The following is a 22,166-nucleotide window of genomic DNA, read 5'->3' on the forward strand; positions in this document are numbered from 1 at the left end:
GTCCATACGCGCCGCCCGCCCGCACCTTGATCCGGGGCCCGGGAAACCTCCCTACGAAACCACCGCGGGATCGGCCGACTTGGGCGCGGACCCGGCGTTGTCCTCGTCACCCATGGCGATTCCGCGCCGTTTTGACACGTACACAGCCCCCGCGATCACGAGGAACGCGAGGACCGCGATCAGGATCCGCGCCCCCACGCTCTCGTCCGGGCCGTAGGAGAACTTGATCACCGCCGGGGCGATGAGCAGCGACACCAGGTTCATGACCTTCAGCAGCGGGTTGATCGCGGGCCCCGCGGTGTCCTTGAAGGGGTCGCCGACCGTGTCGCCGATCACGGTCGCCGCGTGCGCCTCGCTGCCCTTGCCGCCGTGATGGCCGTCCTCGACGAGCTTCTTGGCGTTGTCCCAGGCGCCGCCGGAGTTGGCGAGGAACACCGCCATCAGCGTCCCCGCGCCGATCGCGCCCGCCAGGTAGGCGCCGAGCGCTCCGACACCGAGCGTGAACCCGATGAAGATGGGCGCCATCACGGCCAGCAGACCCGGAGTGGCGAGCTCGCGCAGGGCGTCCTTGGTGCAGATGTCGACGACCTTGCCGTACTCCGGCTTCTCGCTGTAGTCCATGATCCCGGGCCTCTCGCGGAACTGCCGCCGCACCTCGAAGACCACGGAACCGGCCGACCGCGACACGGCGTTGATCGCCAGGCCCGAGAAGAGGAAGACGACCGCCGCGCCCGCGATGAGACCCACGAGGTTGTTGGGCTGCGAGATGTCCATCATCAAGGTCATCGGGGCGCCCTCGCCGCTGAGCTTCTCGCCCACGTCCTGCGCTCCGGTGACGATCGCGTCGCGGTACGACCCGAACAGCGCGGACGCCGCGAGCACGGCCGTGGCGATCGCGATGCCCTTGGTGATCGCCTTGGTGGTGTTGCCGACAGCGTCCAGGTTGGTGAGCACCTGCGCGCCCGCGCCCTGGACGTCACCGGACATCTCGGCGATGCCCTGCGCGTTGTCGGAGACCGGCCCGAAGGTGTCCATCGCGACGATCACACCGACCGTGGTGAGCAGGCCGGTGCCGGCCAGCGCCACCGCGAACAGCGCCAGCATGATCGACGTACCGCCGAGCAGGAACGCCCCGTACACGCCGAGCCCGATCAACAGGGCCGTGTAGACGGCGGACTCGAGACCGACGGAGATACCGGCGAGGACGACGGTGGCCGGGCCGGTGAGCGAGGTCTTGCCGATGTCCCTGACGGGACGCCGGGTGGTCTCGGTGAAGTAGCCGGTGAGTTGCTGGATGAGGGCGGCGAGCACGATACCGATCGCCACCGCGACGAGCGCCAGGATCCGCGGATCGCCGTCCTTGCCCTGGATCGCGGCGTCGGTGACACCGTCCAGCTCGGAGTACCTCCCGGGCAGGTAGACGAAGACGGCCACCGCCACCAGCGCGAGCGAGATCACCGCGGAGATGAAGAACCCGCGGTTGATGGCGCTCATGCCGCTGCGGTCGGAGCGCCTCGGCGCCACCGCGAAGATGCCGATCATCGCCGTGATCACGCCGATCGCCGGCACGAGCAGCGGGAAGGCCAGCCCCGCGTCGCCGAAGGCCGCCGAGCCCAGGATCAGGGCGGCGACCAGGGTCACGGCGTAGGACTCGAAGAGGTCGGCCGCCATGCCTGCGCAGTCGCCGACGTTGTCGCCCACGTTGTCGGCGATGGTCGCGGCATTGCGGGGGTCGTCCTCCGGAATGCCCTGTTCGACCTTGCCGACCAGGTCGGCGCCGACGTCGGCGGCCTTGGTGAAGATGCCGCCGCCGACTCGCATGAACATCGCGATCAGCGCTGCCCCGAGGCCGAAGCCCTCCAGCACCTTCGGCGCGTCGGCCGCGTACACCAGCACGACGCACGCGGCGCCGAGCAGGCCGAGACCGACGGTGAACATGCCGACCACGCCGCCCGTGCGAAATGCGATCTTCATCGCCTTGTGCGAGACGGCGGTCAGATCCTTTTCCGGCTCGCCTGCCGCCGGGGTGGCCTCGCGCGCCGCCGCGGCGACACGCACATTGCTGCGGACGGCGAGCCACATACCGATATAGCCGGTGGCCGCCGAGAAAGCCGCTCCGATCAGGAAGAACACCGAACGTCCGGCACGCTGATTCCAGTCGTCCGCGGGCAGCAGCATGAGCAGGAAGAACACGACCACGGCGAATACGCCGAGCGTGCGCAACTGTCGTGCCAGATAGGCGTTCGCGCCTTCCTGGACCGCCGCCGCGATCTTCTTCATGCTGTCGGTGCCCTCGCCGGCCGCGAGCACCTGGCGTACCAGGGCGCCCGCGACCGTCAGAGCCGCCAGGGCGACGACCGCGATGACCACGATGAGGACGCGGTCGCCATCGGTCAGTACGGCGGCTGCGAGGTCCGTGGGATGGCCCGACTGTCGTGAGAGAGAAAGCCCCGCCATTCGTCCTCCTTGACGCTTGGGCTGAGCTCAAGATGTGGACGGTATTGTAGGTACCGGAACCCGATCAAAACAGAGCGCGATAAACGGAAATAGCCTTCCGAGGTAATGCCCTGAAAGCATTCCGGAACGGCCGATGACCGCGCGAATGATCATGAATGAATTCACGCGATGAACGGCACAGCACCCACTGTAAAGGCGATCACCGACACCCGCACATGACGAAGGGCCCCACGGGTGGGGCCCTTCGTCTGGAGCAGTGTGCGCAGTGGCCGGTTCAGACCAGGATCGTCGGCGGTGGCGTGGTCGGCCAGGTCATCTTGATCGATCCGCCGTGCTCCCCGGCGCTGACTTCGACGTCGTCGACGAGGCCGCTGATGACCGCGAGGCCCATCTCGTCCTCCTCGGCTTCCCCGTCGGCGCCGGCACCGGAGGCGCGCTCGCCCGGGACCGCGTGCGGGGCCTCGTCGCCGACCTCGATGGAGAACTGCTTCTCCTCCTCGATCAGCAGCACCTTCACCGGTGCCGAGATCCCACCCGTCTGATGCAGTCCGACGGCCCGGGTGCACGCCTCGCCGACAGCGAGCCTGACCTCGTCGAGGACGGCCTCGTCCACTCCGGCCCTGCGCGCCACCGCTGCCGCCACCAGCCGGGCGGTCCTGACGTGCTCGGGCAGCGCGCTGAAGAGGAGTTCAACGGTGGCCATGCATCCCCCTCGCAACTTCGGGCGTGCGGTCGAGGGGCTCCGGGCCGCCGAAAGCCGGGCCCCCTCGGTCTTCACTTCTGCCGGACGTCGGCCGGCCCGGGCACGGGGCCCGGGACCGGTGTCAGTCGGTAGCCGCAACCGCTTCCTCGACCGAGGTGTGAATCGGGAACACCTTGGTGAGGCCGGTGATGCGGAAGATCTTCAAAATGCGCTCCTGGTTGCAGACCAGTCGCAGGGAGCCCTCATGGGCTCGCACGCGCTTCAGGCCGCCGACCAGTACGCCGAGTCCGGTGGAGTCGAGGAAGTCCACGCCCTCCATGTCGACGACAAGGTGGAAACTGCCGTCGTTCACCAGCTCGACCAACTGCTCGCGCAGCTTGGGCGCGGTATATACGTCGATTTCGCCACCGACCCTGACGATCGTGCGATCGCCCATGGTCTCGGTCGACAGGGACAGGTCCACGGATCCTCCAGCACCTAGCTATCGAGCGGTCGCCCTCGGGGCATCTCGGCTTCAGCCCTTGGACGCTTCGCCAGCCGCGATGGCATTCAATCACTTACCGGCAGGCGTGCACGACGCCTTGGCTCCATTGTCCGCTACGCCAGTGACACACTCGGTGCCGATGGCCAAGAATCACCGATCCGATCGACCTCTGACGGACCCCGCCTCCCGGCCCGCGCCGGGCGCGGTCCTGGACCGGCTCGCGTCCGGTCCGAGCAGGGCTTCGCGCATCACTCATACGGAGCACTTGCCCCCGCGCGAGGGTCGCCATGCAGTCTGGCCGGACCGGATCCGGGCCGAGGTCGTCGCGGCCGTGCGTGCCGCGGGGGTCGAGCACCCCTGGGCCCACCAGGCCCTCGCCGCCGAGCACGCCCTGGACGGCAACTCGGTCGTCGTCGCCACCGGCACCGCCTCCGGCAAGTCCCTGGCCTACCTCGTGCCGGTCCTGTCCACCCTCCTGGACGGCGCCGAGGCCCCGAACGGACGCGGCGCGACCACCCTCTACCTGGCACCCACCAAGGCCCTCGCGGCGGACCAGTGCCGTTCCGTGAAGGAACTTTCACATCCTTTGGGCCATTCGGTGCGCGCGGCCGTCTACGACGGCGACACCCCCTTCGAGGAACGCGAGTGGATCCGCCAGTACGCCAACTACGTGCTGACCAACCCGGACATGCTCCACCGGGGCGTCCTGCCCTCCCACCCCCGCTGGTCCTCCTTCCTGAAGGCCCTGAAGTACGTCGTCGTCGACGAGTGCCACACCTACCGCGGCGTCTTCGGCTCGCACGTCGCCCAGGTGCTGCGCCGCCTTCGCCGCCTGTGCGCCCGCTACGGCTCCTCCCCCGTGTTCCTGCTGGCCTCCGCGACGGCCGCCGAGCCCGCGGTGGCCGCCCGCCGCCTCACCGGCCTGCCGGTCGTGGAGGTCGCCGACGACGCCTCGCCCCGCGGTGAGCTGGTGTTCGCCCTGTGGGAGCCGCCGCTGACCGAACTGCAGGGCGAGAAGGGCGCCCCCGTCCGCCGTACGGCCACCGCCGAGGCCGCCGACCTGCTCACCGACCTCACCGTGCAGGGCGTGCGCTCGGTCGCCTTCGTCCGCTCCCGGCGCGGCGCCGAGCTGATCGCCGTCATCTCCCAGGAGCGACTGGCCGAGGTCGACCGGTCGCTCGCCCGGCGTGTCGCGGCCTACCGGGGCGGCTATCTCCCGGAGGAGCGGCGCGCCCTCGAACAGGCCATCCATTCGGGTGAACTCCTGGGTCTCGCGGCGACGAACGCCCTGGAACTCGGCATCGACATCTCCGGTCTCGACGCGGTCGTCATCGCCGGCTACCCCGGCACCCGCGCCTCCCTTTGGCAGCAGGCGGGCCGGGCGGGTCGCTCCGGGCAGGGCGCGCTGGCCGTCCTGGTGGCGCGTGACGACCCCCTGGACACCTTCCTCGTCCATCACCCCGAGGCCCTGTTCGACCAGCCGGTCGAGTCCACGGTCCTCGACCCGGACAACCCCTACGTCCTCGCCCCGCACCTGTGCGCGGCCGCCGCGGAGCTGCCCCTGACCGACGAGGACCTCGCCCTGTTCGGCCCGGCCGGCGAGGCCCTGCTGCCCCAGCTGGAGGCCGCGAAGCTGCTGCGCCGCCGCACCAGGGCGTGGCACTGGACCCGCCGCGAACGGGCCGCCGACCTGACCGACATCCGCGGTGAGGGCGGACGCCCGGTCCAGGTCGTCGAGTCCGGCACGGGCCGGCTGCTCGGCACGGTCGACGCGGGCGCCGCGCACTCCACGGTCCACGACGGGGCCGTCCACCTCCACCAGGGCCGCACCTACCTGGTGCGGTCACTCGACCTGGAGGAGTCCGTCGCCCTCGTCGAGGAGGCCGCCCCGCCCTACTCCACGGTCGCCCGCGACACCACCTCCATCTCCGTCCTGGAGACCGACGTCGAGGTCCCCTGGGGGGACGGCCGGCTCTGCTACGGCTCCGTCGAGGTCACCAACCAGGTCGTCTCCTTCCTCCGCCGCCGTCTCATCACCGGGGAAGTCCTCGGCGAGATGAAGCTCGACCTCCCTCCGCGTACGCTGCGCACCCGGGCCGTGTGGTGGACCGTCACCGAGGACCAGCTGGACCGGGCCCGGATCAGCCCGGAGATCCTCGGCGGCTCGCTGCACGCCGCCGAGCACGCCTCGATCGGCCTGCTGCCCCTCTTCGCGACCTGCGACCGCTGGGACATCGGCGGCGTGTCGGTCCCGCTCCACCCCGACACGCTCCTGCCCACCGTCTTCGTCTACGACGGGCATCCCGGCGGCGCGGGCTTCGCGGAGCGCGCCTTCCACACCGCCCGCTCGTGGCTCACCGCCACCCGGGAGGCCATCGCCTCCTGTGAGTGCGAGGCCGGCTGCCCGTCCTGCATCCAGTCCCCCAAGTGCGGCAACGGCAACGACCCGCTGCACAAGAGGGGGGCGGTACGGCTGCTCACGGTGCTGCTCCAGGGGGCTCCGGAGGAGGAGCAGGCGGACTCGGCTCAACACCCCGCGCGGCCCCAGGCCCGCCAACCGGATCCGGAGGTGCCGGGGAGCCGGCCCGCGTCCTGAACGGCGCCGGCGGCGCCTCGCTGGGTCAAGGGCGGGAGGCGGCGCCTCGCACGCGGTCACAGGCGGGAGACGGCACCTCGCACGCGGTCACGGGCGCCGCCGCGTTCGCCGGGGGCCCCGCCCGTGCCCTCACCTTCGCCGTGAACGGCCCCCGTCCCGACGCCGCCGTCACGTCCGAGACCTCCCCGGCAACCTCGCACCGCACGAGCCGCACACCCTGCGCCCGGGCCACCCGGCCCGCCCGCGCACAGGCCGCCGTAGCTCCCTCGGCCCAGTGGTCCGCCGCCGCGAGCGCGGCGAGATCCGCGCCGCCCGCCGCACGGTGCCGGACCACGACGGCCTGCCCCAGGGCGAGGACCACGCCGAACACCACGCACAGCACGGCGATCGCCCCGACGCTCCAGACGGTGGCGGACCCGCGGTCGAAACCGCCGCGACGCCCATGACACAGGTCCGGTACGGACCGTACGGACCTCCGCCGGCAGCAATCGCACCGCCCTCGCGGCCGCCGCGCTCGGCCCGCCGGCGGTCCCGTCCCTTTCATCGCCCCACCGCCTCCTCCACCGACGCCACCGCCTCCTCACGAACGGAGAAGGACAGTCCCCGCAGCAGCGGCGGCCGGGCCACGACGCTCACCCGGACGTGCTCCGCCCCGCGTTCGACGCTGATCCGCGCTCCGGGCGGCGCCACCTCGCGGGCCATTCGCACGACCGCGCCGGGCGGGTCCTGGCGGGCAGCCGCCCGGGCGCCCGTCCGCGCCGCGTCCACGCACTGGATCTGCGCGGCCACGACCAGCAGCCCCCACACCAGTGCCATGGCGAACATCACCAGCACGGGCAGCACCACGGCCGACTCCGCCGTGACGAACCCCCCGTCCGCGTCCCTGTCACATCCGGGCATCAAGGGCGTCCTTCACGATGCTCTGCAGCTCGGCGCTGACCGGACCGCTCGTGACGACCTTGTAGAGGACCACCGCGAACGCCACCGCCGCCACGATCCCCATCGCGTACTCGGAGGTGACCATGCCCCCGTCCTTCCGCACCGCCCGCATCCCGCACACCAGGGCACACAGCCGTGCCCGTACCACCTGATACATGTCAACCCCCGTGGGAAGAGTCCGAACTTCTGCTGTCCATCGCTCACTTGCCTGCCTCGCTCATCCGCCTGCACGCCCTACGCCGCGTGACCGCCACCCCCTCCCAGCACCCCGCCCGCGAGCCCGATCACCACGGGCAGCACTCCTACCGCGATGAAGGCGGGCAGGAAGCACAGCCCGACCGGCGCGCTGACCATGACGCCGGCTCGGCGGGCCCTGGCCGTCGCGGCGCGGCCCCAGTCGGCGCGGGCCTCAGCGGCGAGCCGTGCGACCGGTGCGGCGGCGGGCAGCCCGGACACGTCCGCCCGTTCGAGCAGCCGGGCCAGGCCTTCCGCCCCCGGAACGGCCGCCAACGTCCGCCACGCCGCTCCGGGTTCACCGCCCAGCCGGACCTCCGCCGCCCCACGGGCCAGGGTCTCGCCCACCGGCCCGCCCAGCGCCTCACCGACGGCCTGTGCCGCGACCACCGGGCCCGCGCCCGCCGCGATGCAGGCCGCCAGCAGATCGGCGGCGAGGGGCAGCCGGCGTGCCGCCTCGGCGAGGTCGCCCGCGCGAGGCCCCGTAGCGGCCGCGGCCCCTCGGCGGCGCTGCCACCGCCACACCCCGACCGCACCGGCCACTCCCACCACGACCCCGGTCAGGCCGCCGACCAGCAGCCACCCGGCGCACGCCACGCCCATGGGGACCGGCCAGGTCCGCGCGGCCCCGTACAGGGCGATGCGCGGGACGGCAGCGGTGCTCTCACGGACCCACAGTGCGGCCAGGCGGCGCCGCATCCTCCGGCGGTGCCGCGCCGCCCCCAGCCACCGCACCGTGCAGCCGGCGGCCGGCGCGATTCCCAGGACCACCCCCAGCCTGTGGACGGCTTCTCCGCTCATGTCGCCTCCTCCGCGCCCCGCACGATCCGCAGCACCCACCACAGCCCCAGGCCTTCCAGCAGTCCGCCGGCGGCGAGGCAGCCCAGGCCCGCCGGGGTGTGCAGCAGGATGTGCAGGGGGTCGGCGCCGAGGGCGGTGCCGATGAGGAGCCCCAGGGCCGGCAACCCGGCGAGCATCACGGCCGTGGCCCGGGCTCCCGCCAACTGGGCGCGCAGATCCGACCGTTGGTCCCGTTCGGAGCGCAGGGCCGCGGTCAGCCGGTCGAGTCCGTCCGCGAGGCCGGCTCCCTGGTCCACGGCCACCCGCCAGCAGGCCGCGAGTCCCCGCAGCCCCTCGGCACCCGGTTGCCGCGCGGCTGCGGTGAGCGCGCCGGGCACGTCCCCGCCGAACCGCGCCGCGGCCACGACCGTGGCCTGTGCGTCACCGAGGCCGCCACAGTCCCGAGCGGCCCGCAGCAGCGCCTCGCCCGGCTGGCGTCCGGCCCGCACTTCCCCGGAGAGAACCGCGCAGAACGCGATCACGGCGTCGCCCCGCCGCTCCCGGTCCCGTCGCGCCCGCCCGGCCAGCCGGACCCGTCGCAGCAACGGCACCCCGGCCGCCCCCAGGAGGACCGGCAGCACCGAAGCCCCGAGCGCCGCCAGCACCAGCCCGGCCACCGGCGCCCACCACTCGGCCCGCACCCGTCCGCGGAGAAACCGCAGTCGTCCGGGCAGCCGCCGCCACCCGGGCGGTCCGCCCCTCGCGCTCCCACCACCGGCGAACAGCTGCCGCGCCCGCCGAGCCGCCGGGTTCCGCTCCCCCGCCAGCCAGACCGACGCCCCCGCGCACGCCACGGCCAGACCTACCGACATCTCCGCCACACCCCTCGCCATCTCGTCCACCCCTGTCACCGCAGGGCCCTTTCAACGCCCTTGTTCATTGCGGCCCTCCACCACTCGGCCCTGGCCATCCGTCACCACCGGGCTCCCTCGCCCCCTCGTCCCTCGCCTCATCTCCGGGCCCTCTGCCGTCCCCATGAAGCGGCCCTCGCAGCAGCCCCCTCAGCCGCTCCCACCCCCGCTCCCGCACGAACGCCCGCTCTCCCCAGCGCAGCGCCGGCACCGTCCGCACCAGCCCTGTCGGATCCCGCTCGAGCACATGCACCTCTGCGATCCGCCGCCGCCCGGACCGGTCGCGTACGAGGTGCAGCACCACGGAGAGGGCGGCCCCAAGCTGGCTGTGCAGTGCGGCCCGGTCGAGCCCCGCGGCCGTGCCGAGCGCCTCCAGCCGGGCCGGCACGTCGGCGGCGGTGTTGGCGTGCACGGTCCCGCAGCCGCCCTCGTGACCGGTGTTCAACGCCGCCAGCAGATGGACCACTTCGGGTCCGCGCACCTCGCCCACGACCAGCCGGTCGGGCCGCATCCGCAGTGCCTGCCGCACCAGGTCCTCGAGGGTGACGAGGCCCGCGCCCTCCTGGTTGGCGGGTCTGGTCTCCAGCCGCACCACGTGCGGATGGTCGGGCCGCAGCTCCGCCGAGTCCTCGGCGAGGACGATGCGTTCGTCGGCCGCCACCAGCCCCAGCAGGGCGCTCAGCAGCGTCGTCTTGCCCGTGCCCGTGCCGCCGCTGACGAGGAACGACAGCCGGGCGTCCAGCAGCGCCCGCAGCACGCGGTCCCCACCCGGTGGAACCGTGCCCGCCTCGACCAGCTCGCGTAGCGTGAAGGCCCGCGGCCGTACGACGCGCAGCGACAGGCAGGCACAGCCCACGGCCACCGGTGGCAGCACCGCGTGCAGCCGGGTCCCGTCGGGCAGCCGGGCGTCGGCCCAGGGGCGGGCGTCGTCCAGACGGCGTCCGGCCACCGCGGCGAGGCGCTGGGCGAGCCGTCGCACGGCGGCCGCGTCGGTGAACCGCACGGCCGTCAGCTCCAGCCCGCCGCCCCGGTCCACCCAGACCCGGTCGGGGGCCGACACCAGCACGTCGGTCACCGACGGGTCGGCGAGCAGCGGCTCCAGGGGTCCGCTGCCGACCAGCTCCGACCGCAACCGCGTGGCCGCTCCCAGCACTTCGGCATCGCCGAGCACCCGTCCCTGCTCGCGCAGGGCCTGCGCCACCCGCGCGGGGGTCGGCTCGGCCCCGCTCTCGGCGAGCCACCGCCGCACCCCGTCGAGCAGCTCAGCGCCCTCGAGGCCGGCCAGAGGGCTCATGCCGCACCCGCCTCGACGAGCGCCCGCTCCCAGAACGAACGGCAGAACCGGGCGAGCGGACCACGCGGGGCGGCACCCGGCGGCGCCGCGACCTCGTCCGGGCGCAGCAGCACCGGCTCGAGGGGCACCTCGCCCGCCAGGGGCAGTCCGAGCAGACGGGCCACCTCCTTGTCGTCGAGGCCCGGCGGGTACGGCCCGCGGACCGCCACGCGCAGGTCCCGCAGGACCATGCCCACCGCGGACGCCACCCGCCCGGCGGCGGCCACGGCCCGCAACTCGGCGGGCACCACCAGCACGCCCATGTCCAGTTGGCCGAGCACCTCGGCCACCCCGTCGTCGATGCGGCGCGGCAGGTCGACCACGACCGTGCCGCCCCGGCGCCGGGCCGCGGCCAGTACCGCGCGGACCGCCTGCGGCGGGACGGCGATCCGGTCGCCGCGGTCCCAGCTGAGCACCCGCAGCGAGTGCAGCTCGGGCAGCGACTCCTCCAGGGCGCCCCCGCCGACCCGCCCGCGTGAGGAGGCGAACGCGGGCCAGCGCAGGCCCTCGGCCGTCTCACCGCCGAGGAGTACGTCGAGTCCGCCGCCCAGCGGATCGGCGTCCACGAGGAGCGTGCGCAGCCCTTCCCGCGCGGAGGTGACGGCGAGGGCGCACGCGAGCGTGGACGCTCCGGCCCCGCCCCGGCCGCCGATGACGCCCACCGTGAGGGCGGGGCGTCCGACGCCCTCGGCCACGTCGGCGATGCGGTCGACCAGCCACTGCTCGCCGTCGGGCAGCATCAGGACGTGCTCGGCGCCGATCTCCACCGCCCGTCGCCACACCCCCGAGTCGTCCTGGTCCCGTCCGACGAGGACGACGCCCCTCCTGCGGGCGGCTCCGCGGACCCGGCGGGCGGCGTCGTCACCCACGAGGACGAGCGGCGCCGTCTCCCAGCCGCCTCTGCGCTCCGGCACCCCGTGGTGCACCTCGGGCGTGGCGCCCGCCGCGGCGCACAGGCGCAGCAGGTCGTCGAGGAGCGCGGTGTCCTCGGTGACGATCAGCGGTCCGCCCTGCCGCCCTCCGGCGGGTGGCGGATCGTGTGTGACGGCTCGGGTCACGGTGTCCATCCCCCTTCACTGCTCCACTCGCGCGGCCCCTGCGGCCCGCGATTTCCCTGTGTGGGAAGAACCGGCACGGCGGCCTCCCGTTGGCCGGCCGACAGAATCCGGCCAAACGCGCCCCGGTAATCGGAAGCGGTGGTGGAACTCGCCGCGAGCGGGGTGCGCTGGAATCACGGTGCAGCGATCCGGAAAATCGTGTGGATCTTGGTGGATAACTGTGGACGCCTCGGCGGTTGTGGATATCGCCGTCACTCATACCGGTGACGCAGCCAGAACCTCCGGACGACTACCACAGAGCAGCCCGACGGCTACTCAGTGTGACGAATCGTGGGCATGACGAAGGGGCGGCCGCAGCCGCCCCAGGGCGGCCTTGCGGCCGCGCGAAGAAGGAGAAAACCCACCCGGACATGCGACGACCCCCGCCGGGGGGGAGAGCGGGGGTCGTCCCCACGGCCGACTCGGGGGGGGAGGAGTCGGGCCGGGTTAGCACGGTCGCGAACGATCCGTGACTTCCATGGTGTACCCGAGAGCCTTCTCAGGCAAACCCACACGCCCCACCTTACGCCGAATGGGCTGCCCCTATGCTCAAGGGCGTGGAAAACCACTCCTTGCCCCGCACAGCGGCCTTCTTTGACCTGGACAAGACGGTCATTGCGAAGTCGAGCACACTCACGTTCAGCAAGTCCTTCTACCAAGGCGGCCTGATCAACCGCAGGGCGGTCCTGCGCACCGCGTACGCCCAGTTCGTCTTCCTGGCCGGCGGCGCCGACCACGACCAGATGGAGCGCATGCGCGCCTACCTGTCCGCGCTGTGCCGCGGCTGGAACGTACAGCAGGTCAAGGAACTCGTCGCCGAGACGCTGCACGACCTGATCGACCCAATCATCTACGACGAGGCCGCGTCCCTCATCGAGGAGCACCACACGGCCGGCCGCGACGTCGTGATCGTGTCCACGTCGGGCGCCGAGGTCGTCGAGCCGATCGGCGAGCTGCTCGGCGCGGACCGCGTGGTCGCGACCCGCATGGTCGTGGGCGACGACGGCTGCTTCACCGGCGAGGTGGAGTACTACGCCTACGGACCCACGAAGGCCGAGGCCATCAGGGAACTGGCCGCGTCCGAGGGGTACGACCTGAGCCGCTGCTACGCCTACAGCGACTCGGTGACCGACGTGCCGATGCTGGAGTCCGTCGGCCGCCCCCACGCCGTGAACCCCGACCGCGCCCTGCGCCGGGAGGCTCTCGCGCGCGGGTGGCCGATCCTGGACTTCCACCGCCCCGTCCGGCTCAAGCAGCGCCTGCCCGCGTTCTCGGTGCCGCCGCGCCCGGCACTCGTCGCGGTCGCCGCGATAGGCGCCGCGGCGGCCACCGCGGGGCTCGTCTGGTTCGCCACCAGGCGCCGCTCCACGCTCGCTTGATACGGGATTCATCCACATCCCTGTCGCGGGCCGGACTGGTCCCGTTCGCACCCAAAAGTAAAGAAGTGCGGTCTGGGCTTCCGCTTACTGCGGGGCAGGGGTACAAAGGACTCAACGGCCCGCGAGACCAAGGACATCCGAGAGGATCACCTTCAATACGCAATTGGCCCCACGGACCGAGCATGAACACCGGGCACCCACGCGACGTCGACCCGTCGATTACGGGCCAGCCGCACCAGGTGACGGGCGAAGTTCCCGACCTGATGGGCAACATATCGAGGACGCCTGGTAACCCGATGCTCATGCCAGCGGCGGTACGAGTTCTCGTACCGCCGCATTTCCTTTTCCCGCCTCGGGCCCACCGCCTGCGTTCAGGCCGCTCCGCGCTGCAGCGCCTCGCACACCGCCGTCGACTCGCGTGCCCCGAGCCGCACCGCCCGGCCGCAGTGCGCGATCCAGGCGGCCATGCCCTCCGGGGTGCCGGAGACGTATCCGTCGAGGGCCTCCAGGTAGGCCTCCCGGCCCAGCTCCGCGTAGCCGACCTCGGCCGGGCAGACCGACTTCGGGTCGAGGCCGCTGCCGACCAGGACGATGCGTTCGGCCGTGCGCGCGACCAGGCCGTTGTATGACGTGAACGGACGCAGCGCGAGCAGTTCTCCGTGCACCACGGCGGCCGTGACCAGCGCCGGTGCGGTCCCTCCCGCGATGATCAGGCCGGCCAGACCGTCCAGCCGGCCGTGTGCCTCCGCCGCGCTGGGCAGCGGCAGCTCCACCAGCGGCTCGTCGACCGGCTCACCCTCCTGCCGGGGCCGTCCCACCTCGTCGCGCTGGTCCGCGGCCGCCACCAGGTGCAGCCGGGCCAGCACACGCAGGGGCGACTGCCGCCAGATCGACAGCAGCTGACCGGCCTCGGCGGTGAGCCGGAGGGCGGCGCCCACGGTGCGGGCCTCGTCGTCGCCGCTGAAGTCCGTACGCCGGCGCACCTCCTCCAGGGCCCAGTCCGCGCCGGAGAGCGCGGCGGAGCCACGGGCGCCGCGCAGGGCGGCCTCGGAGGTGATCTCGTTGCTGCGCCGCCGCATGATCCGGTGCCCGTAGACCCGGTCCACGGCCTTACGCACGGACTCGACGGACTCGGCCACTCCGGGCAGCGCCCCCAGGGCCGCGAGGGGATCGGCGGCCGCGCCTGCTGTACTCATGAGCACGACCCTACGCACCCCGGGCGCCCGCTCCGCGGCGGAGTGGCCATCTTCACTCGGGCCGCCCCCCGCGGCCCGGGTCCCGTCGCACGTCCCCGGCACCACCTCGCTCTCCACGCGCGCGTGCCGCAACGGCTTCACAACGGCTCCACGCGCGCACGGAGCCACGGCCGCACCCCGCATGCGCTACCCCTTGGCCGCCGGAGCTCCCGGTACCCCCTTCGGGGCCGGAGTCGGCCGGCCCGACAGGAAGGACGCCCAGCCCCCCTTCGGGGCTTGGCCCACCCCCAGCGTGCGGAGCTTGTCCAGCACCTTCGGGTCCTGTGCGTCCAGCCAGTCCGCGAGCTGCCGGAAGGAGACGCAGCGCACCTCCTGCTTGGTGCACACCGACTCGATGACCTCCTCGACGGCCCGCATGTAGGTGCCGCCGTTCCAGGACTCGAAGTGGTTACCGATGATGAGGGGCGCGCGGTTGCCGTCGTAGGCCCGCTGGAAGCCCTTGAGCAGGCCGTCGCGCATCTGGTCGCCCCAGAAGTCGTGCAGGGCGGGGTTGCCCTGGGTGGCGGTGCCCGACTGGTTGACCATGAAGTTGTAGTCCATGGACAGCTGCTCGAAGGAGTGGCCGGGGAACGGCACGAGCTGCATCGACAGATCCCACAGGTCCTGCTTCCGCTTCGGCCAGACCTGGTCGTTGACACCGCTGGTGTCGTAACGGAAGCCCAGCTCGCGCGCCGCCCTCATGAAGTTGCGCTGCCCCTCCAGGCAGGGCGTGCGGGCGCCGATGAGCTCCTTGTCGTAGTCGAAGGGCAGCGGGGAGGCGCTCTTCATGCCCGTGTTGGTCTTCCAGGTCTTCACGAACTGCTTGGCCTGGGCGATCTCGTCCTTCCAGTCCTGCACCGACCACTCGCCGACGCCACCGGCGCTGCCGCAGAAGTGACCGTTGAAGTGGGTGCCGATCTCGTCGCCCTCCAGCCACGCCAGGCGCAGCTGCTTGACGGTGTCGGCGATGCCGCGGCGGTCGTTGAAGCCGATGTCGGAGCGGCCCGGGGAGTGCTGCGGCGGCCGGTACAGGTCGCGCTTCTCCTCCGGCAGCATGTACACGCCGCTCAGGAAGTACGTCATGGTCGCGTTGTTCTTCCGTGCGACCTCGCGGAAGTGGGAGAACAGCTTCTGGCTGTCCTCGCCCGCGCCGTCCCAGGAGAAGACGACGAACTGCGGGGGCTTCTGACCGGGGCGCAGCCGCTCGGGCCGGGGCAGGTGGGGCTGGGCGCCGGTGTAGGCGGTGGAGCCGTCTCCGATCAGCCGGACCGTGCTCTTCGGGGCCTGGGCGGGTTTCGCCCTGGGCGGTTCGGGAGTGCTGGGCCGGGGGGTGCCGGTCGCGCAACCGGCGAGCGATGCGGCGCAGACCGCGGCGATCACGGAGCCCGTGGCGATCCTGTGGGTGGCGGCCATGTTCCGCCCACCTTCCTTCTTCTCTCGGGTGCCGACAGCGCCGCCAACGTCGCATGAGATGAAGAAGGAATTAGTACGACAAGCCGATTTAAGAATTGCTTCACTCGCCAGAGTGATCTATTCACCCATTTGCCCCTAAAGCCTATGCTCGCCCTTTACTCTGCATTACGATTCGTTTACCGAGCGTTGTTTTGTCCCGCCGCATCACGCCGTGCCCCACGGCCGCGACCGATCCCCGCCGCGAGCGGGACACCAGTCACGCGACCGCGCAGCCCCGGAGGAGACGGGAAACGATGTCAGCCTGCGTCCCCACACGCGCCGCCGACCAGAACCGGACCGAGCGCACCCATCCGCCCCACAGCCCACCGACCGGCCCTCGCCGCTTCCGTATCGCGGGCGCCGACGTGTCCGCCTCGATCGCGGTCTTCCTGATCGCCCTGCCGCTGTCCCTGGGCATCGCCCTCGCCACCGGCGCCCCGCTCCAGGCCGGCCTCGTCGCCGCCGCCGTGGGCGGACTCGTCGCCGGACGGCTCGGCGGCTCCCCGCTCCAGGTGAGCGGCCCGGCCGCCGGGCTCACCGTGGTCACCGCCGACCTCATCCAGCGCTATGGATGGCGGACGACCTGCGCCATCACCGTGCTCGCCGGCCTCGCCCAACTCGGCCTGGGATGCCTGCGGGTGGCCCGCGGCGCCCTCGCCGTGAGCCCCGCCATCGTGCACGGCATGCTCGCCGGCATCGGCGTCACCATCGCCGTCGCCCAGCTGCACATCATGCTCGGCGGCACACCTCAGAGCTCCGTCCCCGACAACCTCGCCGCGCTGCCCGCCCAGTTGGCGGGCATGCGCCCCGCGTCGGTGTCGGTGAGCGTGCTGACGCTGGCGCTGCTGATGCTCTGGCCGAGACTGCCCGGCCGGGCCGGGCGTCTGCTGCGCAAGGTGCCCGCCGCATTGATCGCCGTCGCCGGGGCCACCGCTGCCGCCGCCCTCGCGGGGCTGCGCCTGCCCAAGGTCGACCTCCCGTCCTGGAGCAACCACGCGCTGGCCGGGCTGCCCGAGGGCCCCGTCCTCGGTCTCGCCGCCGCCGTGCTCACGACCACGCTGGTGTGCAGCGTGCAGTCGCTGCTCGGCGCGGTCGCCGTGGACAAGCTTGTGGCCGGCCGCCCCGGCCTGCCCGCCCGCGTCGGCCGCTCCGACCTCGACCGCGAACTGCTCGGGCAGGGCGCCGCCAACATCGTCTCCGGCTCGCTCGGCGGGCTGCCCATCGCGGGCGTGGCCGTACGGAGTTCGGCGAACGTCCACGCCGGAGCGGTCAGCCGGAACTCCACGATGCTGCACGGCTTTCTCGTAGTGATCGCCACGCTGCTGATGGTCCCGATCCTGGAGCTCATCCCGCTCGCCTCGCTCGCCGCCCTGGTGATGGCCGTCGGCATCCAGATGGTGTCGCTGAACCACATCCGCACGGTGAACCGCCACCGAGAGGTGTGGGTGTACGCCCTCACCACCCTGGGCGTGGTGTCCTTCGGCGTCCTGCACGGGGTCGCGCTGGGCATCGCCACGGCCGTCGGTGTCGCCCTGCACCGCCTCACCCGCACCCGCATCACCCACGAGGTGCGGGAAGGAGTCCATCACGTCCACGTCAGAGGGCAGTTGACGTTCCTCGCCGTGCCGCGGCTCAGCCGGACCCTGCATCTCGTACCGCACGGCGCCGACACGGTCGTCGAGTTCGACGGCTCCTTCATGGACCACGCCGCGTACGAGACGCTGCAGGACTGGCAGAGGACGCACACCGCACAGGGCGTCACCGTGGAGATCACCGGCCGGTATCCGGGCACCCGTGCCTCCGATCCCCGGACGTTCGCCGACTGCCGCTGCCGGCCCTGGACACCCTGGCGCAACCACCAGTGCGACCGCCCCGGGCCGGCGCCCACCGGGGAAGGGTACCCGGACGGTCCGGACCGCTCCGAGCCGGACCCGGCCGGCAGCGGCGGAGCCAGCGGGCACGAACTGGCGCGTGGCATCAGCGCGTTCCAGCGCAACACCGCTCCCCTGGTGCGCAGCGAGCTGGCCCGGCTGGCGCGCGAGGGGCAGCAGCCCTCGCAGCTCTTCCTGACCTGCGCCGACTCTCGGCTGGTCACGTCGATGATCACCTCCAGTGGTCCCGGCGACCTGTTCGTCGTGCGCAACGTGGGCAACCTCGTCCCGCTCCCCGGTGAGGAGAGCGGCGACGACTCGGTGGCCGCCGCGATCGAGTACGCCGTCGACGTGCTGGGGGTGCGCTCCATCACCGTGTGCGGGCACTCGGGGTGCGGCGCCATGCAGGCCCTGCTGAGCGCCGGGCCCGGCGGCGCCCGGACCCCGCTGGAGCGATGGCTGAGCCACGGGCGGCCGAGCCTGGAGCGCATGGCCGGCGACAGCCGTCTGCGGGGCAGTGTGGCCGGCCGGGCGCCTGCCGACGCGGTGGAGCAGCTCTGCCTGACCAACGTCGTCCAGCAGTTGGAGCATCTGCGTGCGCACGAGTCGGTGGCCCGGGCCCTGGAGGAGGGCAGGCTGGAACTGCACGGGATGTACTTCCACGTGGGTGAGGCCGAGGCGTACCTGCTCGCCGACGTGGACGGCCCCGGTGTCTTCGACCGCGTCCGGGAGGCGGACCTGACGGCGTGAGCCCGCCCGGCCCGGGTGTGCGCCCCGATCGAGGTCGGGGCGCACACCCTTGTCGCCCGCCGGGCTCCCCACCCGGTTGATCGGCCTGACACCGGCTGAACTTTCCCTGGTCGGCGTCCGTGGGTACCGGTGAATCCGGCCGCCGACCTCATCGGCAGACAGGTCTAAACCAATCGGCGGCCGACCCTTGTCATGGCACCCCCGGGTCTGATGAGCTGTGGCCTGGGACACAACGGACACCTCGGGAAAGGCGGATGCCGTGAGCAACGAAAGCCTGGCCACCTTTGAGCGGGAGGAGACGGGACGATGAGTGAGAATTCCTCCCTTTCCAACCTGCTGAAGGAAGAGCGCAGGTTCGCGCCCCCCGCCGACCTGGCCGCGCACGCCAACGTCACGGCGGAGGCGTACGAACGGGCCAAGGCTGACAGGCTCGGCTTCTGGGCCGAGCAGGCCCGCCGGCTGACCTGGGCCAAGGAGCCCAGCGAGACGCTCGACTGGTCCAACCCGCCGTTCGCCAAGTGGTTCGAGGACGGCGAGCTCAACGTCGCCTACAACTGCGTGGACCGGCACGTCGAGGCCGGGCACGGCGACCGTGTGGCCATCCACTTCGAGGGCGAGCCCGGCGACAGCCGCGCCCTCACCTACGCCGAGCTCAAGGACGAGGTCTCCCGGGCCGCCAACGCCCTGCTGGAACTGGGAGTTCAGGCCGGGGACCGGGTCGCCGTCTACATGCCGATGATCCCCGAGACGGCCATCGCGATGCTCGCCTGCGCCCGGATCGGCGCCGCCCACTCGGTCGTCTTCGGCGGCTTCTCCTCCGACGCCCTCGCCACCCGCATCCAGGACGCCGACGCCCGCGTGGTCATCACGTCCGACGGCGGGTACCGGCGCGGCAAGCCGTCCGCGCTGAAGCCGGCCGTGGACGAGGCCGTCGAGAAGGCGGGCAACGTCGAGCACGTCCTGGTCGTGCGCCGCACGGGCCAGGAGGTCGCCTTCACCGAGGGCCGCGACGTGTGGTGGCACGACCTGGTCGGCCGCCAGAGCACGGAGCACACCCCGCAGGCCTTCGGCGCCGAGCACCCGCTGTTCATCCTCTACACCTCGGGCACCACCGGTAAGCCCAAGGGCATCCTGCACACCTCCGGCGGCTACCTCACCCAGACCGCCTACACCCACCACGCCGTCTTCGACCTCAAGCCGGAGACCGACGTGTACTGGTGCACGGCCGACGTCGGCTGGGTCACCGGCCACTCGTACATCGTCTACGGCCCGCTCGCCAACGGCGCGACGCAGGTCATGTACGAGGGCACGCCCGACACCCCGCACCAGGGCCGCTTCTGGGAGATCGTGCAGAAGTACGGAGTCACCATCCTGTACACGGCGCCCACCGCGATCCGCACGTTCATGAAGTGGGGCGACGACATCCCCGCCAAGTTCGACCTGTCCAGCCTGCGGGTGCTGGGCTCGGTCGGCGAGCCGATCAACCCCGAGGCGTGGATCTGGTACCGCAGGAACATCGGCGGCGACCGCACCCCGGTCGTGGACACCTGGTGGCAGACCGAGACCGGCGCCATGATGATCACTCCGCTGCCGGGCGTGACCGCGACCAAACCCGGCTCCGCGCAGACGCCGCTGCCCGGCATCTCCGCCACGGTCGTCGACGACGAGGCCAACGAGGTGCCCAACGGCGGTGGCGGCTACCTGGTGCTGACCGAGCCGTGGCCGTCGATGCTGCGCACCATCTGGGGCGACGACCAGCGCTTCATCGACACGTACTGGTCGCGCTTCGAGGGCAGGTACTTCGCCGGTGACGGCGCCAAGAAGGACGACGACGGCGACATCTGGCTGCTCGGCCGGGTCGACGACGTCATGCTCGTCTCCGGGCACAACATCTCCACCACCGAGGTCGAGTCCGCGCTCGTCTCGCACCCGTCGGTCGCCGAGGCGGCCGTGGTCGGAGCGGCGGACGAGACGACCGGGCAGGCGATCGTCGCCTTCGTGATCCTGCGCGGTACGGCCACCGAAACGGAAACGCTGGTCGCCGAGCTGCGCACCCACGTCGGCAACACCCTGGGCCCGATCGCCAAGCCCAAGCGGGTCCTGCCGGTGGCCGAGCTGCCCAAGACCCGCTCCGGCAAGATCATGCGCCGTCTGCTGCGGGACGTCGCGGAGAACCGCCAGCTCGGTGACGTCACCACACTGACCGACTCCACGGTCATGGACCTCATCCAGAGCAAGCTGCCGGCCGCGCCCAGCGAGGACTGAGCACCGCCCGGCAGAGCACGGGGAGGGCACCCGGCCGGCACACGCGCCGGGTGCCCTCCGCTCCAGTGACGCGGATCACCGTGTGCGCCCCGGCGCACGCTTAGGTAATCTAAGCAAAACAAGTGTTCAGAGGGGCGCCGGGAAGTCTGGTCGGCACGTGATTCGTGCTGCCCATCCACCGGAGGTCTCCCCGTGACCGCGCCACGCCCCAGCACCCCCCGCAAGGTCTTCGGCAGGCTGTCCCTGCCGGAGCGGACCTACGTGGCGGACGCGCTGCGCACCGAGACCGTCGGCGGCGTCCTGCTGCTCGTCGCCGCCGTCGCCGCCCTGGTCTGGGCGAACATCCCCGGGCTGCACGACAGCTACGAGAGCGTCTCCCACTTCCATCTGGGCCCCTCCTCCCTCGGCCTCGACCTGTCGGTCGCACACTGGGCCGCCGACGGCCTGCTGGCGGTCTTCTTCTTCGTCGCCGGGATCGAGCTCAAGCGGGAGCTCGTCGCGGGTGACCTGCGCGACCCCAAGGCCGCCGCGCTGCCCGTCATCGCGGCCCTGTGCGGCATGGCCGTACCGGCGCTCGTCTACACCGTCACCAGCGCCACCGGCGGCGGCTCCCTGGCGGGCTGGGCCGTGCCGACCGCCACCGACATCGCCTTCGCGCTCGCCGTGCTCGCCGTCATCGGCACGTCCCTGCCGAGCGCGCTGCGGGCCTTCCTGCTCACACTGGCCGTCGTCGACGACCTCTTCGCGATCCTGATCATCGCGGTGTTCTTCACGGCCGAGCTGAACTTCGCCGCGCTCGGCGGCGCCGTGGTGGGCCTGCTGGTCTTCTGGCTGCTGCTGCGCAAGGGCGTCCGCGGCTGGTACGTGTACGTGCCGCTCGCGCTCGTCATCTGGGCGCTGATGTACAACAGCGGCATCCACGCCACCATCGCCGGTGTCGCCATGGGCCTGATGCTGCGCTGCCACCGCACCGAGGGCGAGGACCACTCCCCCGGAGAGCGGATCGAGCACCTCGTACGGCCCCTGTCGGCGGGTCTGGCCGTACCGCTGTTCGCGTTGTTCAGCGCGGGTGTCTCCGTCTCGGGCGAGGCGATCGCCGACGTGTTCACCCAGCCGGAGACCCTCGGGGTCGTCCTCGGACTGGTCGTCGGCAAGACGATCGGCATCTTCGGCGGGACGTGGCTGACGGCCCGCTTCACCCGCGCCTCGCTCAGCGACGACCTCGCCTGGCCGGACGTGTTCGCGGTGGCGAGCCTCGCCGGCATCGGCTTCACCGTCTCGCTGCTCATCGGCGAACTCGCCTTCACCGGCGACCAGACGATGACCGACGAGGTCAAGGCCGCCGTCCTGCTGGGCTCGCTCATCGCCGCGACACTCGCGACCGTCCTGCTGAAGATACGGAACGCCAAGTACCGCAGGCTGTGGGAGAACGAGGAGCGGGACGAGGACGCCGACGGCATCCCGGACGTCTACGAGGAGGACGATCCGGCCTACCACCTGCGGCTGGCCGACCTCTACGACCGCAAGGCCGCCGAGCACCGGCGGATCGCCCGGGAGAAGCAGGCTGCGCGGCACGGGCTTGCCGAAGTGCCGGGCGGGGCAGGCGAGGAACGCGACGGTCCGGCATGATCTGACGAGACGGTACAAAAGACGGGACCGTACGCGGTCAGGCCGTACGCA

General features: G+C 72.1%; 17 protein-coding genes. 5 read left to right on the forward strand and 12 right to left on the reverse strand.

The window, feature by feature from the left end:
• Positions 1–51: 51 nt before the first annotated feature.
• From ACFW6P_RS29790 to bldG, 3 genes are all read right to left on the reverse strand, one after another.
• Positions 52–2,457, reverse strand: a complete 2,406-nt coding sequence (locus ACFW6P_RS29790) for a sodium-translocating pyrophosphatase (RefSeq protein WP_386425446.1) — start codon at positions 2,455–2,457, stop codon at positions 52–54.
• 274 nt (positions 2,458–2,731) lie between these two features.
• On the reverse strand, positions 2,732–3,160 hold the full coding sequence (locus ACFW6P_RS29795; RefSeq protein WP_386425449.1) for an ATP-binding protein: 429 nt from the start codon (positions 3,158–3,160) through the stop codon (positions 2,732–2,734).
• Between the two features lie 121 nt (positions 3,161–3,281).
• Positions 3,282–3,623, reverse strand: coding sequence for an anti-sigma factor antagonist BldG (gene bldG, locus ACFW6P_RS29800; RefSeq protein WP_003991900.1), 342 nt, complete (start codon positions 3,621–3,623; stop codon positions 3,282–3,284).
• Between the two features lie 79 nt (positions 3,624–3,702).
• On the opposite strand from bldG, the gene ACFW6P_RS29805 reads away from it, so the two are divergent.
• Positions 3,703–6,240, forward strand: coding sequence for a DEAD/DEAH box helicase (locus ACFW6P_RS29805; RefSeq protein WP_386425452.1), 2,538 nt, complete (start codon positions 3,703–3,705; stop codon positions 6,238–6,240).
• Positions 6,241–6,265: 25 nt separating this feature from the next.
• Here the strand turns inward: ACFW6P_RS29805 and ACFW6P_RS29810 are convergent, their stop codons facing one another.
• The 7 genes from ACFW6P_RS29810 to ssd form a co-directional block, all read right to left on the reverse strand.
• Entirely contained in the window at positions 6,266–6,784 is a 519-nt protein-coding gene (locus ACFW6P_RS29810) for an Rv3654c family TadE-like protein (RefSeq protein WP_386425455.1), read from the reverse strand.
• Positions 6,781–7,140, reverse strand: coding sequence for a TadE family type IV pilus minor pilin (locus ACFW6P_RS29815; RefSeq protein WP_386358748.1), 360 nt, complete (start codon positions 7,138–7,140; stop codon positions 6,781–6,783). The genes ACFW6P_RS29810 and ACFW6P_RS29815 overlap by 4 nt, the downstream gene beginning before the upstream one ends.
• The gene (locus ACFW6P_RS29820) at positions 7,127–7,336 is read right to left on the reverse strand and encodes a DUF4244 domain-containing protein (RefSeq protein ID WP_386358746.1); all 210 of its coding nucleotides are present in this window, start codon (positions 7,334–7,336) and stop codon (positions 7,127–7,129) included. Before ACFW6P_RS29820 ends, ACFW6P_RS29815 begins: the two co-directional genes overlap by 14 nt.
• Before the next feature lie 77 nt (positions 7,337–7,413).
• On the reverse strand, positions 7,414–8,214 hold the full coding sequence (locus ACFW6P_RS29825) for a type II secretion system F family protein (protein ID WP_386425459.1): 801 nt from the start codon (positions 8,212–8,214) through the stop codon (positions 7,414–7,416).
• Positions 8,211–9,086, reverse strand: a complete 876-nt coding sequence (locus tag ACFW6P_RS29830) for a type II secretion system F family protein (RefSeq protein ID WP_386358743.1) — start codon at positions 9,084–9,086, stop codon at positions 8,211–8,213. Before ACFW6P_RS29830 ends, ACFW6P_RS29825 begins: the two co-directional genes overlap by 4 nt.
• 43 nt (positions 9,087–9,129) lie before the next feature.
• A complete protein-coding gene (locus ACFW6P_RS29835; protein ID WP_386358741.1) occupies positions 9,130–10,398 on the reverse strand; it encodes a TadA family conjugal transfer-associated ATPase in 1,269 nt (422 codons plus the stop codon).
• Positions 10,395–11,504, reverse strand: a complete 1,110-nt coding sequence (ssd, locus tag ACFW6P_RS29840; protein WP_386358740.1) for a septum site-determining protein Ssd — start codon at positions 11,502–11,504, stop codon at positions 10,395–10,397. The genes ACFW6P_RS29835 and ssd overlap by 4 nt, the downstream gene beginning before the upstream one ends.
• A 575-nt stretch (positions 11,505–12,079) precedes the next feature.
• On the opposite strand from ssd, the gene ACFW6P_RS29845 reads away from it, so the two are divergent.
• The gene (locus ACFW6P_RS29845) at positions 12,080–12,913 is read left to right on the forward strand and encodes an HAD family hydrolase (RefSeq protein WP_386425462.1); all 834 of its coding nucleotides are present in this window, start codon (positions 12,080–12,082) and stop codon (positions 12,911–12,913) included.
• A gap of 371 nt (positions 12,914–13,284) precedes the next feature.
• Here the strand turns inward: ACFW6P_RS29845 and ACFW6P_RS29850 are convergent, their stop codons facing one another.
• Both ACFW6P_RS29850 and ACFW6P_RS29855 read right to left on the reverse strand, forming a co-directional pair.
• Entirely contained in the window at positions 13,285–14,109 is an 825-nt protein-coding gene (locus ACFW6P_RS29850) for an oxidoreductase (protein WP_386358736.1), read from the reverse strand.
• Between the two features lie 186 nt (positions 14,110–14,295).
• Entirely contained in the window at positions 14,296–15,561 is a 1,266-nt protein-coding gene (locus tag ACFW6P_RS29855) for a hypothetical protein (protein ID WP_386425465.1), read from the reverse strand.
• 293 nt (positions 15,562–15,854) lie between these two features.
• On the opposite strand from ACFW6P_RS29855, the gene ACFW6P_RS29860 reads away from it, so the two are divergent.
• From ACFW6P_RS29860 to nhaA, 3 genes are all read left to right on the forward strand, one after another.
• Positions 15,855–18,221, forward strand: coding sequence for a SulP family inorganic anion transporter (locus ACFW6P_RS29860; protein ID WP_386425468.1), 2,367 nt, complete (start codon positions 15,855–15,857; stop codon positions 18,219–18,221).
• 306 nt (positions 18,222–18,527) lie between these two features.
• On the forward strand, positions 18,528–20,486 hold the full coding sequence (acs, locus tag ACFW6P_RS29865; protein ID WP_386358731.1) for an acetate--CoA ligase: 1,959 nt from the start codon (positions 18,528–18,530) through the stop codon (positions 20,484–20,486).
• A 192-nt stretch (positions 20,487–20,678) separates the two neighbouring features.
• A complete protein-coding gene (gene nhaA / locus ACFW6P_RS29870) occupies positions 20,679–22,115 on the forward strand; it encodes a Na+/H+ antiporter NhaA (protein ID WP_386358729.1) in 1,437 nt (478 codons plus the stop codon).
• Positions 22,116–22,166: the final 51 nt, after the last annotated feature.

It is taken from the genome of Streptomyces sp. NPDC058741 (genome assembly GCF_042746715.1).
Classification (GTDB): Bacteria; Actinomycetota; Actinomycetes; order Streptomycetales; family Streptomycetaceae; genus Streptomyces.

Excerpts from the sequence above, each read along its gene's own strand:
- ACFW6P_RS29790 (WP_386425446.1), bottom strand. The coding sequence starts at position 2,457 with ATGGCGGGGCTTTCTCTCTCACGACAGTCGGGCCATCCCACGGACCTC.
- ACFW6P_RS29795 (WP_386425449.1), bottom strand. The coding sequence starts at position 3,160 with ATGGCCACCGTTGAACTCCTCTTCAGCGCGCTGCCCGAGCACGTCAGG.
- ACFW6P_RS29805 (WP_386425452.1), top strand. The coding sequence starts at position 3,703 with ATGGCATTCAATCACTTACCGGCAGGCGTGCACGACGCCTTGGCTCCA.
- ACFW6P_RS29810 (WP_386425455.1), bottom strand. The coding sequence starts at position 6,784 with ATGAAAGGGACGGGACCGCCGGCGGGCCGAGCGCGGCGGCCGCGAGGG.
- ACFW6P_RS29815 (WP_386358748.1), bottom strand. The coding sequence starts at position 7,140 with ATGCCCGGATGTGACAGGGACGCGGACGGGGGGTTCGTCACGGCGGAG.
- ACFW6P_RS29820 (WP_386358746.1), bottom strand. The coding sequence starts at position 7,336 with ATGTATCAGGTGGTACGGGCACGGCTGTGTGCCCTGGTGTGCGGGATG.
- ACFW6P_RS29825 (WP_386425459.1), bottom strand. The coding sequence starts at position 8,214 with ATGAGCGGAGAAGCCGTCCACAGGCTGGGGGTGGTCCTGGGAATCGCG.
- ACFW6P_RS29830 (WP_386358743.1), bottom strand. The coding sequence starts at position 9,086 with ATGGCGAGGGGTGTGGCGGAGATGTCGGTAGGTCTGGCCGTGGCGTGC.
- ACFW6P_RS29835 (WP_386358741.1), bottom strand. The coding sequence starts at position 10,398 with ATGAGCCCTCTGGCCGGCCTCGAGGGCGCTGAGCTGCTCGACGGGGTG.
- ssd (WP_386358740.1), bottom strand. The coding sequence starts at position 11,504 with ATGGACACCGTGACCCGAGCCGTCACACACGATCCGCCACCCGCCGGA.
- ACFW6P_RS29845 (WP_386425462.1), top strand. The coding sequence starts at position 12,080 with ATGCTCAAGGGCGTGGAAAACCACTCCTTGCCCCGCACAGCGGCCTTC.
- ACFW6P_RS29850 (WP_386358736.1), bottom strand. The coding sequence starts at position 14,109 with ATGAGTACAGCAGGCGCGGCCGCCGATCCCCTCGCGGCCCTGGGGGCG.
- ACFW6P_RS29855 (WP_386425465.1), bottom strand. The coding sequence starts at position 15,561 with ATGGCCGCCACCCACAGGATCGCCACGGGCTCCGTGATCGCCGCGGTC.
- ACFW6P_RS29860 (WP_386425468.1), top strand. The coding sequence starts at position 15,855 with ATGTCAGCCTGCGTCCCCACACGCGCCGCCGACCAGAACCGGACCGAG.
- acs (WP_386358731.1), top strand. The coding sequence starts at position 18,528 with ATGAGTGAGAATTCCTCCCTTTCCAACCTGCTGAAGGAAGAGCGCAGG.